A 15,641-nucleotide genomic window follows, 5' to 3' on the forward strand; every position below is an offset into this window, starting at 1 on the left:
TGTGCAGAATTTTGTGTAAACGGACAATCAACCGCCGGCGCAAGCCGGCCTGTCCGTAAGCACAATGAGCACCAAGAAACACGACGTACCCGAAGAACTGCTGTCTGGCCTGCTGGCCAACTACAAGAAGCCCGAAGACCTCATCGGCGAGAACGGCCTGCTCAAGCAGTTGACCAAGCTGCTGGTGGAGCGAGCCCTAGACGCCGAACTGACCGAGCATCTGGGCCACGAACGCAACGAAGCGGTAGCCAACACCACTGGCAACACCCGCAATGGCAAGAGCAAGAAGACCCTCAAGGGCGATTTCGGCGAGTTGCCCATCGAGGTGCCACGTGACCGCCATGGCAGCTTCGAGCCCCAGCTCATCCCCAAGCACCAGACCCGCTGGGCCGGCTTCGACGACAAAATCATCTCGCTGTACGCCCGCGGCATGACGGTGCGCGAGATACAGGCCCACCTGGAGGAGATGTACGGCACCGAGGTCTCGCCCAGCCTGATTTCCTCGGTGACCGACGCCGTGGCCGATGAGGTCAAGACCTGGCAAGCCCGCCCGCTCGATGCAATCTACCCCATCGTCTATCTGGACTGCATCCATGTGAAGGTGCGCGAGGGCGCTGTGCGGGTCAAGGCGGTGTACTTGGCCATCGGCATCACCATGACGGGTGACAAGGAGGTGCTGGGCCTGTGGCTGGCGCAAACCGAGGGTGCCAAGTTCTGGCTGCAGGTCGTCACCGAACTTCGCAACCGGGGCGTGCAGGACATCTTCATCGCCTGCGTCGACGGGCTTAAAGGCTTCCCCGACGCCATTGAGGCGGTATTCCCCAAGGCGGTGGTGCAACTGTGCATCGTGCACATGGTGCGCCACAGCCTGAACTACGTCTCGTGGAAGCGTCGCAAAGAAGTGGCCGCCGACCTGCGACGCATCTACACGGCAACCACCGCCGAGGAGGCCGAGCTGATGCTCGGTGAATTCGAGGCCCGCTGGGATGCCGAGTACCAACCCATCGGCCAGTCCTGGCGCAGGAACTGGAGCCGGCTGATTCCGTTCTTTGACTACCCACCCGAAATCCGCAAGGTCATCTACACCACCAACGCCATCGAGTCGGTCAACATGAGCCTGAGGAAGCTGACCAAGAACCGGGGCTCGTTCCCCAGTGACGAAGCGCTGACCAAACTGTTCTATCTGGCCCTGCGCAACATCAGTCAGAAGTGGACCATGCCCATCCGGGATTGGAAGGCTGCGCTGACCCGCTTTACCATTCAGTTCGGAGACCGCATCTCCGTCAATTGAAGTCCGAACCGTTTACACAAAAATTCGGACACGCCCAGATGACCTTGCCACTGTCAACATAAGAGCCGAAAACTTGGATGTTCACCGCCTCGCTTTGCAGCGGGCCTGGCCCTTGTTCCCTCCCTAAATTGACTGCAGCGGTGCGCAGCAATGGCAGCAATTGCCTTTTCACAAAGGCAATGCGGGCCTCTTCGCCTCGTTTACTTGCTGCGACATAAGCCTTACTGATAGGCACTGCAAAAGGCCTTGTTGCCTCATAGCGAATAGGTGCATAGGCGCTGCGTCTGTTGATCTTGATTTGCATATTCGGTGTCCCTATGAGCCCAATTTTTTTCATCATCTGTGGCAAAGCACAGTATTTTTTTCACCATCCATGGCATTTGTGCAGATTCCACTTTATATGGACACCCGTTCCAATATTTCGTGGACAGCGAACCAATTTAACTGGAATCTGCAGCATTTGCTTGTTGACCAGTGCCACACAAGATGAAAAAAGCCTTATGAATCAAGCAGGCGGCTTTTCATGAGTCGTGGCACCTGTCAAAAATTTTTCGCTACTCGGTCTTCTTCTTGTGCTCGGCCCATACCCGCTTGACCTGAGCTGTGCTGCTCTCCGTCATGTCTGCGGTCTTCTGGATGCTGTAGCCAGCCAGGCGCAGGGCAACAATCCGCGCATGTTGTGCCTGGTTGGGCTGGCGGCCTTTGTAGCGGCCTGCACTCTTGGCCAGCTCGATCCCCTGGGCCTGCCGCTCTCGGCGTGTCTCGTACTCTTCCCGCGCGATCTGCAGCGCCATGCGCAGCAACATCCCTTGCAAGGCCTCCAGAACGATTTTGGCCGTCCCCTGGGCGTCGGTCGCCAGCTCCGACAGGTCAAACACGCCAGGCACGGCTAGGCGCGCGCCTTTGGCCTGAATGGTATGGATCAGCTTTTCGGCGTCGGCCAACGGCAAGCGGCTGATACGGTCGATGCGCTCCGATATGACTACTTCACCGGCCTGCAGATCGGCAACCATGCGCAGCAGCTCGGGCCGGTCTGCGCGGGCTCCTGATGCCTTCTCGCGGTACACCCCGGCCACGTAGTACCCGCTGGCTTTCGCCTGCAAGACGATGGCCTCTTGCCGCTCTAAATCCTGGGCTTCTGTGCTCACCCGCAGGTAAACGCGGGCAATCTTCTGGAGAGATTGCGGGGCCTTGGCCATGGTTCTTTTTTTCGCCCCCCTGGGGGCGGCGGGTTGGTGGTGGTTGGCCTTCCAAGCCTCTTCGCATTCACGCGAACAGCAGCCGCCATGCTTTAGCGCCAATGATGGCGAGTCCTCGTAGAAGGCCACAGGCTTGCCGCAGCCGTTCGCACAGCTCTTATGCTTGTCTAGCCATGCCAGCTGCGCAGCCTGGCGCTCTCGGCGCTTCTGTGCCTGCCCTTGGGCCTTCTTCTTATCTTCCGGTGTTTTGGGGTCGTATGGCCCCCATCGGCCAGTCAGTTTTTCGGACATGCAGCCCCTACCTTGCAAGCAAGTAAAACCCAATCGCTGCGATGGCACCGGCAATGGCGCTACCTATTGCGCGGAAATACAGGGCATCAACATAGAAGCGATGAAAGCCGCCCGCTATGCGCCTGGTAAAGATCAGCAATCCAATGGCATACAAGAGCCCTGCAAGCCCAGCTGGAGCCGCATTTAACAGGGTATCGCTCAATGCATGAATGAGTGGTTCATTCGTGCCTGGCACAAGCCGCACATAGATGGCCACAGACACAAACGCACCAATAGCAAGCAGAAAGTTTCCCAGCATCATGCGGCGGCAAAGCACTTGCCACTGCACTTTTTGAGGCTCTGAGAGGGGTTCAGTTATCGGCAGCATGTTGGCCTCTCCACTTGCGAATAACGAGTAGCAGGACTGCCAGCAAAACCCCATCGACTACCCAAATCAACCCCCAAGGGATTGATTGCAAGAATGCTGTTGCTGGGCCTGCGCTGCCTTCCGGCGCATCAAGCGCTTGCACCATCACCCATGCCAAGCCAGAAACCATGCCGACTAGCGCAAGCATGTCTTTCATGCTGTCGATATAGCTCTGCTGCAGCATCTTGCGTATCAGCCATATCACGCCAATGACAACAAACCCCGAGGCCAAACCATAGAAGAGCGCCATACGTTCCTTTCATAGATACATAGGGTATAGACAAAAGAGCCATGCTCCCCGGCATAGCTCTTTGAATGAATCTGCAATGTATATGTCGTTTTCAGAAGACGGCTGCACTGAACGTCAGAAGCCGACTGCACTATAGCAGCGGAGGGGTTGGATCCATCAGGCAACGACGGGCTGCTGCCGGCCATCAGCGGACGCAGGGAGGACTTTCCGCAACCGGCCGTTCGATGCGGCACCGATGGCCTTCGCGCAGGGGTAGTGAATCCGCCAGGATTGACTTGCGCTGCCCTACCTCTCACTAGTGAGGGGCGGCAGCGCATCAAGCGGTGAGCGCACTCCGGCACCGCCAACTTTCAGCACATGCGTGTAAATCATCGTCGTAGAGACGTCGGAATGGCCGAGCAGATCCTGCACGGTTCGAATGTCGTAACCGCTGCGGAGCAAGGCCGTCGCGAACGAGTGGCGGAGGGTGTGCGGTGTGGCGGGCTTCGTGATGCCTGCTTGTTCTACGGCACGTTTGAAGGCGCGCTGAAAGGTCTGGTCATACATGTGATGGCGACGCACGACACCGCTCCGTGGATCGGTCGAATGCGTGTGCTGCGCAAAAACCCAGAACCACGGCCAGGAATGCCCGGCGCGCGGATACTTCCGCTCAAGGGCGTCGGGAAGCGCAACGCCGCTGCGGCCCTCGGCCTGGTCCTTCAGCCACCATGCCCGTGCACGCGACAGCTGCTCGCGCAGGCTGGGTGCCAAGCTCTCGGGTAACATCAAGGCCCGATCCTTGGAGCCCTTGCCCTCCCGCACGATGATCGTGCCGTGATCGAAATCCAGATCCTTGACCCGCAGTTGCAAACCCTCACTGATCCGCATGCCCGTTCCATACAGAAGCTGGGCGAACAAACGATGCTCGCCTTCCAGAAAACCGAGGATGCGAACCACTTCATCCGGGGTCAGCACCACCGGCAAGCGCCGCGACGGCCGAGGTCTTCCGATCTCCTGAAGCCAGGGCAGATCCGTGCACAGCACCTTGCCGTAGAAGAACAGCAAGGCCGCCAATGCCTGACGATGCGTGGAGACCGAAACCTTGCGCTCGTTCGCCAGCCAGGACAGAAATGCCTCGACTTCGCTGCTGCCCAAGGTTGCCGGGTGACGCACACCGTGGAAACGGATGAAGGCACGAACCCAGTGGACATAAGCCTGTTCGGTTCGTAAGCTGTAATGCAAGTAGCGTATGCGCTCACGCAACTGGTCCAGAACCTTGACCGAACGCAGCGGTGGTAACGGCGCAGTGGCGGTTTTCATGGCTTGTTATGACTGTTTTTTTGTACAGTCTATGCCTCGGGCATCCAAGCAGCAAGCGCGTTACGCCGTGGGTCGATGTTTGATGTTATGGAGCAGCAACGATGTTACGCAGCAGGGCAGTCGCCCTAAAACAAAGTTAGGCCTATTTGTTCAGAGCTTTAAAAATTGGCTTCGGTCAGGAAAAGCAAAAAACAACGTTTTTGCAGAAGTTTTTCACGGTATTGGCTTCTTCAGCACAAGGCGCGCATTTTTCTGGTTGTGTCTCAAGAAACATTCTCGGCCAAATGCGCGCCAGAACATCCTTGGCTTCGTTCAAGGTCGCGGGTTGAAAACCTCCGTTCTTGCACAGGTTTAAACCCATCGCTTCGGTCAGGTTGTTGTTTCGGTGCACCAGTTTTTGCAGTCAGAAATTCGATTGTTCCTGGTCAGTTTGCTGCGGCGCAAAGCGCTGGTATTCTTGCGAAAAGCACTGGCCTAACCCATCAATCAACAGGGACGGTCCAAAGCTAGCGCTTTGTCCCGCCCCTTATTTCAAACGTTAGGCCTATTTGTTCAGAGCTTTAAAAATTGGCTTCGGTCAGGAAAAGCAAAAAACAACGTTTTTGCAGAAGTTTTTCACGGTATTGGCTTCTTCAGCACAAGGCGCGCATTTTTCTGGTTGTGTCTCAAGAAACATTCTCGGCCAAATGCGCGCCAGAACATCCTTGGCTTCGTTCAAGGTCGCGGGTTGAAAACCTCCGTTCTTGCACAGGTTTAAACCCATCGCTTCGGTCAGGTTGTTGTTTCGGTGCACCAGTTTTTGCAGTCAGAAATTCGATTGTTCCTGGTCAGTTTGCTGCGGCGCAAAGCGCTGGTATTCTTGCGAAAAGCACTGGCCTAACCCATCAATCAACAGGGACGGTCCAAAGCTAGCGCTTTGTCCCGCCCCTTATTTCAAACGTTAGGCCTATTTGTTCAGAGCTTTAAAAATTGGCTTCGGTCAGGAAAAGCAAAAAACAACGTTTTTGCAGAAGTTTTTCACGGTATTGGCTTCTTCAGCACAAGGCGCGCATTTTTCTGGTTGTGTCTCAAGAAACATTCTCGGCCAAATGCGCGCCAGAACATCCTTGGCTTCGTTCAAGGTCGCGGGTTGAAAACCTCCGTTCTTGCACAGGTTTAAACCCATCGCTTCGGTCAGGTTGTTGTTTCGGTGCACCAGTTTTTGCAGTCAGAAATTCGATTGTTCCTGGTCAGTTTGCTGCGGCGCAAAGCGCTGGTATTCTTGCGAAAAGCACTGGCCTAACCCATCAATCAACAGGGACGGTCCAAAGCTAGCGCTTTGTCCCGCCCCTTATTTCAAACGTTAGGCCTATTTGTTCAGAGCTTTAAAAATTGGCTTCGGTCAGGAAAAGCAAAAAACAACGTTTTTGCAGAAGTTTTTCACGGTATTGGCTTCTTCAGCACAAGGCGCGCATTTTTCTGGTTGTGTCTCAAGAAACATTCTCGGCCAAATGCGCGCCAGAACATCCTTGGCTTCGTTCAAGGTCGCGGGTTGAAAACCTCCGTTCTTGCACAGGTTTAAACCCATCGCTTCGGTCAGGTTGTTGTTTCGGTGCACCAGTTTTTGCAGTCAGAAATTCGATTGTTCCTGGTCAGTTTGCTGCGGCGCAAAGCGCTGGTATTCTTGCGAAAAGCACTGGCCTAACCCATCAATCAACAGGGACGGTCCAAAGCTAGCGCTTTGTCCCGCCCCTTATTTCAAACGTTAGACATCATGAGTAACGCAGTACCCGCCGAGATTTCGGTACAGCTATCACTGGCTCTCAACGCCATCGAGCGTCATCTGGAATCAACGTTGCTGGCCGTGCATTTGTACGGCTCTGCACTGGACGGTGGCCTGAAGCCATACAGTGATATTGATTTGCTGGTTACTGTGGCTGCACAGCTCGATGAGACTGTCCGACAAGCCCTGGTCGTAGATCTCTTGGAAATTTCTGCCTCCCCTGGCCAAAGTGAGGCTCTCCGCGCCTTGGAAGTTACCATCGTCGTGCATGGTGATGTTGTCCCTTGGCGTTATCCGGCCAGACGGGAACTGCAATTCGGGGAGTGGCAGCGTAAGGACATTCTTGCGGGCATCTTCGAGCCCGCCACAACCGATGTTGATCTGGCTATTCTGCTAACTAAAGTAAGGCAGCATAGCCTTGCATTGGCAGGTTCGGCCGCAGAGGATTTCTTTAACCCAGTTCCGGAAGGCGATCTATTCAAGGCATTGAGCGACACTCTGAAACTATGGAATTCGCAGCCGGATTGGGAAGGCGATGAGCGGAATGTAGTGCTTACCTTGTCTCGCATTTGGTACAGCGCAGCAACCGGCAAGATCGCACCGAAGGATATCGTTGCCAACTGGGCAATTGAGCGTCTGCCAGATCAACATAAGCCCGTACTGCTTGAAGCCCGGCAGGCTTATCTTGGACAAGGAGAAGATTGCTTGGCCTCACGCGCGGATCAGTTGGCGGCGTTCGTTCACTTCGTGAAACATGAAGCCACTAAATTGCTTGGTGCCATGCCAGTGATGTCTAACAATTCATTCAAGCCGAACCCGCTTCGCGGGTCGGCTTAATTCAGGTGTTGAACGACAGCTTTCCCAAAAGCTCTACGGCTGCTCTGGGTCGACACCGGTAATCGGATCGTTGCCGCACTGAACAGCGCCCCGTTCCAGGTCGCCTCCATTTATGCGGCTGAACCGAGGGAGAGCAGCTTTACGCCGTCTGGCCGCAGTTCGCCCTTGGGCGACACGTGCCGGTAGAGCGTCTGCCGGGTAATCCCGAGTTCTTCGCAGAGATCGCCCACCTTGGTTTCCGGTTGCCCCATGCTGGCCATCGCCAGGCGTAGCTTGGCGGCGGTCATCTTGAAGGGGCGCCCCCCTTTCCTGCCGCGAGCGCGCGCCGAGATAAGTCCAGCGACTGTTCGCTCGGAAATCAACTCACGCTCGAACTCGGCCAGCGCGGCAAAAATACCGAACACAAGCTTGCCGGCGGCAGTCGTCGTGTCGACCGCCGCACCGTGACCGGTCAGGACCTTCAGGCCCACGCTACGCGCAGTTAGGTCGTGCACGGTGTTGATCAGGTGGCGCAGATCACGGCCAAGCCGATCGAGCTTCCACACGATCAGCGTGTCCCCTTCACGAAGCGCCTTCAGGCAAGCAGCCAACCCTGGGCGATCATCGCGCCTGCCCGAGGCCAGATCCTCGTAAAGGTGCGCAAGGCTCACACCAGCGGCGATGAGCGCATCGCGTTGCAAATTGGTGGACTGGGATCCGTCCGCCTTCGATACCCGCATGTAGCCGATCAGCACCTTTTCACCCGTCACGTATACGTTCGATTATGTGACAGTGTGAGCCGGAAAGCTCTATCCGTCAAAATTTGTCACTTAACCCGTCATTTTGTTTAAGACATGCAAAGGGTGCATCAGGCAGGTAATGTGACAGAAATTCCGGCGGGATGCCTTCCTTCACGAAGGTGGCGCGCAACCGTTCCAAGGAAGCGGGATCGCGCCGACCATAGGAAGCCAACGCGAACAGCGAGCGTGCCGTCTCGGGGTTGTGTCGCGCTTCAATGATGGCCTCGTCGATGGCCTGGACTGCACGCTGCCAGTGATTGATGGGCTCGGGCTTCGGCGCTTTCGTCGGCAGGCCACTGGTGAACCCGGTTTGGGGCTCGGACCAGAATAGCTTTGCCTGCTCGCCTGGCGGGCTGATGTCCCTCACCTCAATCAAGCTGATTGCCGTTGCCGCCGCCTCCAGCATCTGTAACCGTACTATCGGATTCAGGGTTTCATACGGTCGCCACAGACTTTGCCCAGCACGCAGCGGATGCCCGCAGCCTTCCCAGACTTGGCGGGGATACCCCGCGCAGGTTCCGCACGCGGAAAGCGGGGTGTTCAGCTCATCGAGCAGCGTGCGAAGAAGTCGAAACCACAATCCGGCGTGGATGCGTCGGCGCGGCAGCTCCACGTGACCGGTTGTCAGTGCCTGCCAGGTACGCTGGTCCATCGCCGCAATCGCGTCGCTGGCGGTGCGCGGTTCGGCGTCGGCGTTCTCCCAGCCGAGAAACCGCCCTGGCACGCCCCAATAGGATTCCAGCCAGCAGCCATGCAGCGGGCAGCTCAGCATCAGGGGCAGCTTCCACGCGAGCAGTACGGCTTGGTTCTCCGGATCGCTCAGGCAGAGCGGACAGGCGCGGTTTATCGGCTGGCTGGGCAGCCAGGCACGCCAGCTCGTGATGGATCGCGTCTTACGGCGGAGTCTTGGCAGCAACACCGAGAGCTGAAACGCATAGGTTTCCAAGGCGTCTGGAATCTGGTCATCAAGGCTGTCCAGTAGCCAAGGCACCCATCCGGCGAAACTCATACAGCGCAGCCGGTCCAGCTCGATGCCGCTCCGCTGGGAAAGCAACGCCAGCAGCGAGAGTGGTGGCGCGGTGTCCAGGTCATCGACCTGGCCGTGACCAAGATCGTGCTCCAGCAGGTCGGGCTCCTCCATGTGATAGCAAAGGGCCACGCGGTTGAGCCATGAGGACAGCGCCTCGCCTTCTTTCGGGGCGGGATGCAGCGGCCAGCGCGGCGCAGGCTTCACATCAGTTCCCGCTCGAATTGCCGCCGCCGCTCGCTGGGTCCGGTGTAAACGGCCATGCTGAGTGTGCGATGGTTGATCGCTTCCTCGCCGCTCTCCACGGCGACGATGGCCGCCGCCATCAGCAAGTGCGCCAGTTCCCCTATGGTGCCCTCGCTGCGTGTGAGCAGGTAGCGAGCCATGTCCAGCGTGGCAATTGGGGAAGGCCGGCGCAGCGGGAGCGAAGCGGCGAAGCTGGCCAGCAGTGAGCAGCAATCGTCGTTGGCCTCCCATACCGGCAGCATCATCGGCTCGAAGCGATTTTCCAACTGGTCATCGGAGCGGATGGCTAGGTAGGCGTCGCGCGTGCCTACCCCAACCAACGGGATGCGCAGTTCGTTGCCGAGGAAGCGCAGCAGGTTGAGGAATTCCCGGCGGTTGACGCTGTTGCCGGCCAGCACGTTGTGCAGCTCGTCGATCACCAGCATGCGCACGCCGACCTTGCGCAGCAGTGCCAGAGCCAGTTGCTCCATTTCCGGCAACCGTGGGCGTGGGCGCAGCGGCGCGCCCATCGCGGCGAGCAGCGCGACGTAGAAGCGGATCACGGACGGCTCGGACGGCATCTGCACGACCAACACCGGGATGTGCTCCTGGTCGGCGTCGGAGCTGGCCGGGTGGGTGCGGCGGAACTTCTCGACGATCATCGACTTGCCATTGTTGGTCGGGCCAACCAGCAGCAGGTTGGGCATGCGTTGCTTGTTTGGCCACGCATAAAGGGCTTCCAGCCGGTTCAGCGCCTCGACTGCGCGCGGATAGCCGATCCAGCGGTCGGCGCGAAGGCGCTGGATGCGCTCGTCCGCCGGAAGACGGGCCAAGCCCTGGGCCGCCGGCAGCAGGTGGGACAGGTCGATGATGGGATATTCGTCCACGGCTACCACTCCTCAATCTGGTCGAACGGTTTGGCGGGTGGCAAGTTGTCTGCCTGCGGGTCGGCAATATCCGTATCCGGCGGAACGGGCTTGTCCGGCCGAGCTGATGTCTTGAGGTGCTGGCGGCGATCCGCGTCACGCCGCGCCTTGCGTGTGGCCTTCTGCGCGCTGGTCACAATCTCACGCATCTGGCCGATCATGCGGAACAGCGCCGACTCATCCACCTGTTCGCGCCCTTGCTGCCGCAGTTTCGCCAGCGCCTGCCGTTGTTCCCAGAGGGTGACAGCCGGATGCGACAAGGTACGGTAGGGAATTTCCAGGTAATGCTGTCCCTCCGGTTCCAGGACCCAGATACGGCTGATGTCGCGCGGATCGCGCCGGATCAGAAAGGACGGCCAGCGTTCACGCCGTGCAATCCACGGCTTGAGCGCATCGGCGTAGTAGTGGATGTGGTCGATGACAAAGCCGGTGCGGGTCAGCGTGCGCCGGAGGATCGGCAGAAAATCGACCAGGAACGAAGTAGCGCGTGTGACGACGGCCGGTACGCCGACACGCGCCACGGCCTCGGCCCAGCGCGCGGCCGGCGGTTGGAGCAGGCCGTTGTGCACCGAACCGTGGTAGGTGCCGACCGCCAATGTGAGCCAGCGCTCTAGCTCGCGCAGCGTCAGGGCGGCCTTGTTTTCGGAATCGTAGTCGCCGCGCTGGTCAGGGTTGGAGAAGGTCGTTCCCGGCAGTTCGTCGTGAATCATCTGCATCGCCGTGCCGATGATCCGTTCCACGATGCCGCCATAGTGCGGCTGTCCCAGCGGGCGATAGTCCAGCCGGATGCCATGCTGCTCGCAACCCCGGCGCAGGGCCTCGCTCTTGAACTCGGCCGCGTTGTCTAGGTAGAGCAGCAAGGGCTTGCCGCTCATCTGCCAATCCATTTCCACGTTCAGTCCTTCCAGCCAAGGGCGCTTGTCGCAGGCGACATGCACGAGGCACAGGCCAACCGAAACGGCAGACGGCGCTTCCAGCGTGACGACCATGCCGAGCACGCAGCGGGTGAACACGTCGATGGCGAGGGTCAGGTACGGGCGGCCAATAGGTTGCCGGTCGCGGTCATCGACCACGATCAGGTCGATGACCGTATGGTCTATCTGCACCTGCTCCAGCGGCGCGGTCACGGCAGGAGGCTCGCCGCCCACACCTTGTAGGTCACGAGCGGCATCCTGGCCTTCCCGCCGGCGGATGACCTTGCGCGGGTCAAGGCTAGCGATCCGTAAGGCCACGGTATTGCGCGCCGGCACTCGCAGTTTTTGAGCCTTGCACACCTGAGTGACTTCGCGGTGAAAGGCCGCTAGGCTGCGCTTCTGCTTGGTCAGGAACCGCTTTTGCAGTAGCTCGTGGATGACGCGCTCGACCGGTTCCGGCAAGCGCCCCTTACCTTTACCTCCACCGGACTGGCCGGGCACCAGATCCGTCACGAGGCCGCTGCCTTGCCGGGCACGCCGGATCAGAACGTATACCTGGCGCCGAGACAAGCCCAGCGCCTGAGCCGCCATATCGGCCGCTTCGTGCCCGACCGTCTCCGACTGCGCCAACGGACTGATGATCTCCGCACGACGGCGCGCACGCTCCCAAGCCTCATCAGGCAGAGTGGCCACGCCTTGTTCTGGAATCCGTGGGGTGTCCGTCGCCATGCTCACCTCGCTTTGGTGCACACGAGTATTGAGCATAGTCGAGATTGGTGCAGATCACTTCTGATATTGAACTGTCAGGAGCTGGCTGCACAACAGCCATTACGCCCAATCAACTGGTGCAGTCGTCTTCTGAAAATGACAGATGCGCATGATTGCTTATTCCTATTGCCATTTGTTTTTATTTTGCAATACGTTTTAGCAACGCACAACACCTTATGGGTGTGCTGCCTCCATTGTGATTGCGCAAATGACCGTTTTTGCAATCTACTCAAGACTTTATTTTGTAGATCTTATCTCATTATTGTAGTAACATCTACGAAATGAATTTGCTTTCGCTTATCCTTTCCTTGCCTACTGAAAACGCGACCGTCCGGCAACGGACGTGGCGTGCCCTCAAAGCCTCCGGCGCTGCGGTGCTGCGCGACGGCGTGTACCTGATGCCCGACCGCGACGAATGCCGCGCGGTGCTGGATAACTTGGCCTCCGATGTGCGTGAAGGCGGTGGGGTCGCTCATGTGCTGCGTATGGAAGACCCTGAAGGGGTCAACTTCGTCGCATTATTCGACCGCAGCAACGATTTTGCTGCCTTGCTAGTCGATGTCCATCATCTCAGGCAGACGCTGACATTGGATACCGTGCAAGACGTGCTGCGGCAGGTGCGTAAGCTTCGCAAATCCTTTACTACGCTGGTTGAAATCGACTTCTACCCCGGCGAGGCTCAGCGTCAAGCGGACAGTGCGTTGTGTGAACTGGAACAAGCTTGCGCCCGCACGCTGTCGCCGGACGAGCCGCACGCTGTAGAGGGGACTATTACCCGCTTGGATCGTTTGGATTACCAGGCCCGTACCTGGGCCACTCGCGCACGTCCTTGGGTTGATCGGCTCGCCAGCGCATGGCTGATCCGGCGCTTCATCGACCCGCAGGCGCGCATCCTTTGGTTGGCAACCCCTGCGGACTGCCCGCCGGATGCGTTGGGCTTCGACTTCGATGGCGCGACGTTCAGCCATGTCGGCAGCCGTGTCACGTTCGAGGTCCTGGCGGCGAGCTTTGGGCTGGAACAGCCCGCCATCACAAGGATTGGCCTTGTGGTGCATTACCTCGACGTGGGCGGCATCCAGCCGCCAGAGGCCACTGGTATCGAAAGCGTACTGGCCGGTTTGCGGGAAACGGTTGACCACGACGATCAACTATTGGCCATCGCCTCCACTGTGTTCGATGGCTTACTGGCCAGCTTTGAAAAAGGGACCCTCACCGTATGACTCAAACCGTCGTAACCAAGGAGGCTGTGGCAGTGCCTCCCTCCCCACAAGTTGTCAGCTTTTGGCAAGCGTTTCGCCTGTGGTTAAAGATCGGGTTCATAGGCTTCGGCGGCCCCGCCGGACAGATCGCGATCATGCACCGCGAATTGGTCGAACAGCGGCGCTGGATCAGCGAGCGTCGCTTTCTGCATGCGCTCAACTTCTGCATGCTGCTTCCGGGCCCGGAGGGGCAGCAACTCGCCACATACATGGGCTGGCTAATGCACCGAACTTGGGGAGGCATAGTTGCAGGTGTCCTGTTTGTGCTGCCTTCGCTCTTCTTTCTGATCGCGCTGTCGTGGATTTACATTGCGTTCGGTGACACGCCGCTGGTTTCCGGCCTGTTCTACGGCATCAAACCTGCCATCACCGCGGTTGTCGTGCAGGCCGTGCATCGGATCGGCTCGCGTGCTCTCAAGAACGGCCTGATGTGGGCGATTGCCGCTGGGGCATTCGTCGCCATCTTCGCGATGAATGTGCCGTTTCCGGCCATCGTCGCCGGGGCCGCGCTGATAGGGTATATCGGCGGTCGCGTTACCCCGGACAAATTCAGGGCCGGCGGCGCGCATCGTGCGGCCGATAAATCCTATGGCCCCGCGCTGATCGATGACAACACCCCCATACCGTCGCACGCCCTGTTCCGCTGGTCTGGCTCGCTGCGGGTTGCCGCGATGGGTTGCCTGTTGTGGCTGATCCCCATGGCATTCCTTCTCGGCACCTATGGCTGGGACCACACCCTGACCCAGATGGGCTGGTTCTTTACGAAAGCCGCATTACTGACCTTTGGGGGGGCCTATGCAGTATTGCCGTACATCTATCAGGGTGCGGTCGGCCATTACAGTTGGCTCACCCCCACGCAGATGGTCGATGGGTTGGCGCTCGGCGAGGCCAATCCGGGGCCGCTCATTATGGTGGTGGCCTTCGTCGGCTTTGTGGGGGCCTATGTACAGGCACTATTCGGCCCCGATATGTTGTTCGTTGCCGGTGCGGTCGCAGCCGCGCTGGTGACCTGGTTCACTTTCCTGCCGTCCTTCATTTTCATCCTCGCCGGAGGGCCGTTCGTAGAGTCGACGCGCGGAGATCTCCGGTTTACCGCGCCGCTGACTGCGATAACGGCAGCGGTGGTCGGTGTGATCCTGAACCTGGCCGTGTTTTTCGCCTATCACGTGCTCTGGCCCAAAGGCCTCGCCGGGCACTTCGACTGGGTGTCGGCACTGATCACCATCGGTGCGGCAGTGGCCTTGTTCCGCTTCAAGCGAAACGTGATTCACGTCATCGCGGCATGTGCGGTGCTGGGCCTGATATTGAAGACCTTGATCTTGTGAGGTGACACCATGTCCTTCGACATTAAACCGCTGCCTTTCCCCGCAAGTACCCTAAATGGTCTGTCCGAAAAGCTGATCGCCAGCCATCACGAAAACAACTATTCCGGGGCCGTCAAACGCCTGAACGCCATCCACACCAAGCTCGGCACCCTTGACTTCACGCAGGAAGCCGGCTTCCTGCTGAACGGTCTCAAACGCGAAGAACTGATCGCCTACAACTCGATGCTGCTGCATGAGATCTACTTCGACTCGCTGGGCGGCAACGGCGTGTTGCCCGTAGGCCCGCTGTGCGAGGCGATCGAGCGCGACTTTGGCAGCGTCGAGCGCTGGCAGGCCGAATTCTCGGCGATGGGCAAGGCGCTCGGCGGCGGTTCCGGCTGGGTGCTGCTGGTCCAATCAGCGCGCGACGGCAAGTTGAGCAACCAGTGGGCCGCCGATCACTGCCACACCTTGGCTGGCGCTTTGCCAATCCTGGCGCTTGATATGTATGAACACGCGTATCACATCGACTATGGCGCCAAGGCCGGTGCCTATGTAGATGCATTCATGGCCAACATCGACTGGCAACGAGCGGCTATTCGCTGGGCTAGTCACCAACCCTCAGGAGGACTCTCATGAAATGGATTACCCGCGAACGCCCGAAGATCGATCGCATTGCCTGCCCGTGGATGGTGACGCGGTTCATCGACACGGATGCCGAGTTCCTCTACGTCCCGGCAGGCGACGTGCTGCGCATCGCTCAGGAGACCGGCGCGGTCCCGTATGACATTCCTGGAGTGGAACTTTCCCATGACGGTGAGCTTTGCAGCTTCGATGCCTTCCTGGCCAAGTACGCGATGGATGACCCTGCCCTCAAACAGCTCGCCGTGATTGTTCGCGGTGCCGATACATCCCGACTTGACCTGACGCCGCAGTCGACAGGGTTGTACGCGCTATCTCTTGGCTTGTCGCAGAACTTCAGCGACGACCATGAAATGCTCAAGCACGGCATGGTGATGTACGACGCGTTCTATGCATGGTGCAAGCACTGCCAGAGTGAGACGCATAACTGGCCGCCGAAGATGTAACCAAGCGAATTCGAGA

General features: G+C 58.6%; 19 protein-coding genes and 1 pseudogene. 6 read left to right on the top strand and 14 right to left on the bottom strand.

The window, feature by feature from the left end:
• The first annotated feature begins 64 nt into the window (after positions 1–64).
• Positions 65–1,291, top strand: a complete 1,227-nt coding sequence (locus QYQ99_RS28115; RefSeq protein ID WP_034390491.1) for an IS256 family transposase — start codon at positions 65–67, stop codon at positions 1,289–1,291.
• Here QYQ99_RS28115 and QYQ99_RS28120 read toward each other — a convergent pair.
• The 9 genes from QYQ99_RS28120 to QYQ99_RS28160 form a co-directional block, all read right to left on the bottom strand.
• Entirely contained in the window at positions 1,284–1,595 is a 312-nt protein-coding gene (locus QYQ99_RS28120) for a hypothetical protein (protein WP_157128428.1), read from the bottom strand. The genes QYQ99_RS28115 and QYQ99_RS28120 overlap by 8 nt on opposite strands.
• Positions 1,596–1,845: 250 nt before the next feature.
• The gene (locus QYQ99_RS28125; protein WP_071038012.1) at positions 1,846–2,490 is read right to left on the bottom strand and encodes a recombinase family protein; all 645 of its coding nucleotides are present in this window, start codon (positions 2,488–2,490) and stop codon (positions 1,846–1,848) included.
• Positions 2,491–2,788: 298 nt separating this feature from the next.
• The gene (locus tag QYQ99_RS28130; RefSeq protein ID WP_157128429.1) at positions 2,789–3,148 is read right to left on the bottom strand and encodes a hypothetical protein; all 360 of its coding nucleotides are present in this window, start codon (positions 3,146–3,148) and stop codon (positions 2,789–2,791) included.
• Positions 3,132–3,437, bottom strand: coding sequence for a hypothetical protein (locus tag QYQ99_RS28135; protein WP_071038013.1), 306 nt, complete (start codon positions 3,435–3,437; stop codon positions 3,132–3,134). Before QYQ99_RS28135 ends, QYQ99_RS28130 begins: the two co-directional genes overlap by 17 nt.
• A 285-nt stretch (positions 3,438–3,722) precedes the next feature.
• Positions 3,723–4,736, bottom strand: a complete 1,014-nt coding sequence (gene intI1 / locus QYQ99_RS28140) for a class 1 integron integrase IntI1 (RefSeq protein WP_000845048.1) — start codon at positions 4,734–4,736, stop codon at positions 3,723–3,725.
• A gap of 175 nt (positions 4,737–4,911) precedes the next feature.
• Positions 4,912–5,127 carry a hypothetical protein gene (locus QYQ99_RS28145; protein WP_143008597.1) on the bottom strand — a complete coding sequence of 72 codons (216 nt, stop codon included), beginning with the start codon at positions 5,125–5,127 and terminating at the stop codon, positions 4,912–4,914.
• 186 nt (positions 5,128–5,313) lie between these two features.
• Positions 5,314–5,529, bottom strand: coding sequence for a hypothetical protein (locus QYQ99_RS28150; RefSeq protein WP_143008597.1), 216 nt, complete (start codon positions 5,527–5,529; stop codon positions 5,314–5,316).
• 186 nt (positions 5,530–5,715) lie between these two features.
• Positions 5,716–5,931, bottom strand: coding sequence for a hypothetical protein (locus QYQ99_RS28155; RefSeq protein WP_143008597.1), 216 nt, complete (start codon positions 5,929–5,931; stop codon positions 5,716–5,718).
• A gap of 186 nt (positions 5,932–6,117) precedes the next feature.
• Positions 6,118–6,333: a hypothetical protein gene (locus QYQ99_RS28160; RefSeq protein WP_143008597.1), complete on the bottom strand. Its 216-nt coding sequence runs from the start codon at positions 6,331–6,333 to the stop codon at positions 6,118–6,120.
• Between the two features lie 156 nt (positions 6,334–6,489).
• Between QYQ99_RS28160 and QYQ99_RS28165 the strand changes: the two genes are divergently transcribed.
• On the top strand, positions 6,490–7,335 hold the full coding sequence (locus QYQ99_RS28165; RefSeq protein ID WP_048608579.1) for an ANT(3'')-Ia family aminoglycoside nucleotidyltransferase AadA11: 846 nt from the start codon (positions 6,490–6,492) through the stop codon (positions 7,333–7,335).
• A 110-nt stretch (positions 7,336–7,445) separates the two neighbouring features.
• On the opposite strand, the gene QYQ99_RS28170 is transcribed toward QYQ99_RS28165, so the two are convergent.
• The 5 genes and pseudogenes from QYQ99_RS28170 to QYQ99_RS28190 all read right to left on the bottom strand — a co-directional run.
• Positions 7,446–8,069, bottom strand: a complete 624-nt coding sequence (locus QYQ99_RS28170) for a recombinase family protein (protein ID WP_003155741.1) — start codon at positions 8,067–8,069, stop codon at positions 7,446–7,448.
• 61 nt (positions 8,070–8,130) lie between these two features.
• Complete coding sequence (locus tag QYQ99_RS28175; RefSeq protein ID WP_006122485.1) at positions 8,131–9,348, bottom strand: TniQ family protein; 1,218 nt, start codon at positions 9,346–9,348, stop codon at positions 8,131–8,133.
• On the bottom strand, positions 9,345–10,253 hold the full coding sequence (locus QYQ99_RS28180) for a TniB family NTP-binding protein (protein WP_003155746.1): 909 nt from the start codon (positions 10,251–10,253) through the stop codon (positions 9,345–9,347). Before QYQ99_RS28180 ends, QYQ99_RS28175 begins: the two co-directional genes overlap by 4 nt.
• A 2-nt stretch (positions 10,254–10,255) precedes the next feature.
• A complete protein-coding gene (locus tag QYQ99_RS28185; RefSeq protein ID WP_000179844.1) occupies positions 10,256–11,935 on the bottom strand; it encodes a Mu transposase C-terminal domain-containing protein in 1,680 nt (559 codons plus the stop codon).
• 74 nt (positions 11,936–12,009) lie between these two features.
• Positions 12,010–12,075 (bottom strand): annotated as a pseudogene (locus tag QYQ99_RS28190) (hypothetical protein); the annotation flags it as partial.
• Positions 12,076–12,255: 180 nt separating this feature from the next.
• On the opposite strand from QYQ99_RS28190, the gene QYQ99_RS28195 reads away from it, so the two are divergent.
• From QYQ99_RS28195 to QYQ99_RS28210, 4 genes are read left to right on the top strand one after another with little or no spacing between them, the layout of a single operon-like run.
• On the top strand, positions 12,256–13,194 hold the full coding sequence (locus QYQ99_RS28195; protein WP_034367493.1) for a chromate resistance protein ChrB domain-containing protein: 939 nt from the start codon (positions 12,256–12,258) through the stop codon (positions 13,192–13,194).
• Positions 13,191–14,558 carry a chromate efflux transporter gene (chrA, locus tag QYQ99_RS28200; RefSeq protein ID WP_034367497.1) on the top strand — a complete coding sequence of 456 codons (1,368 nt, stop codon included), beginning with the start codon at positions 13,191–13,193 and terminating at the stop codon, positions 14,556–14,558. Before QYQ99_RS28195 ends, chrA begins: the two co-directional genes overlap by 4 nt.
• A 9-nt stretch (positions 14,559–14,567) precedes the next feature.
• A complete protein-coding gene (locus QYQ99_RS28205) occupies positions 14,568–15,176 on the top strand; it encodes a superoxide dismutase (protein ID WP_034367502.1) in 609 nt (202 codons plus the stop codon).
• Positions 15,173–15,625 (top strand): chromate resistance protein ChrB domain-containing protein, encoded by a 453-nt coding sequence (locus QYQ99_RS28210; RefSeq protein WP_034367505.1) that lies wholly within the window; start codon positions 15,173–15,175, stop codon positions 15,623–15,625. Before QYQ99_RS28205 ends, QYQ99_RS28210 begins: the two co-directional genes overlap by 4 nt.
• Positions 15,626–15,641: the final 16 nt, after the last annotated feature.

The sequence above is a fragment of the Comamonas testosteroni genome (assembly GCF_030505195.1).
Classification (GTDB): Bacteria; Pseudomonadota; Gammaproteobacteria; order Burkholderiales; family Burkholderiaceae_C; genus Comamonas; species Comamonas testosteroni_G.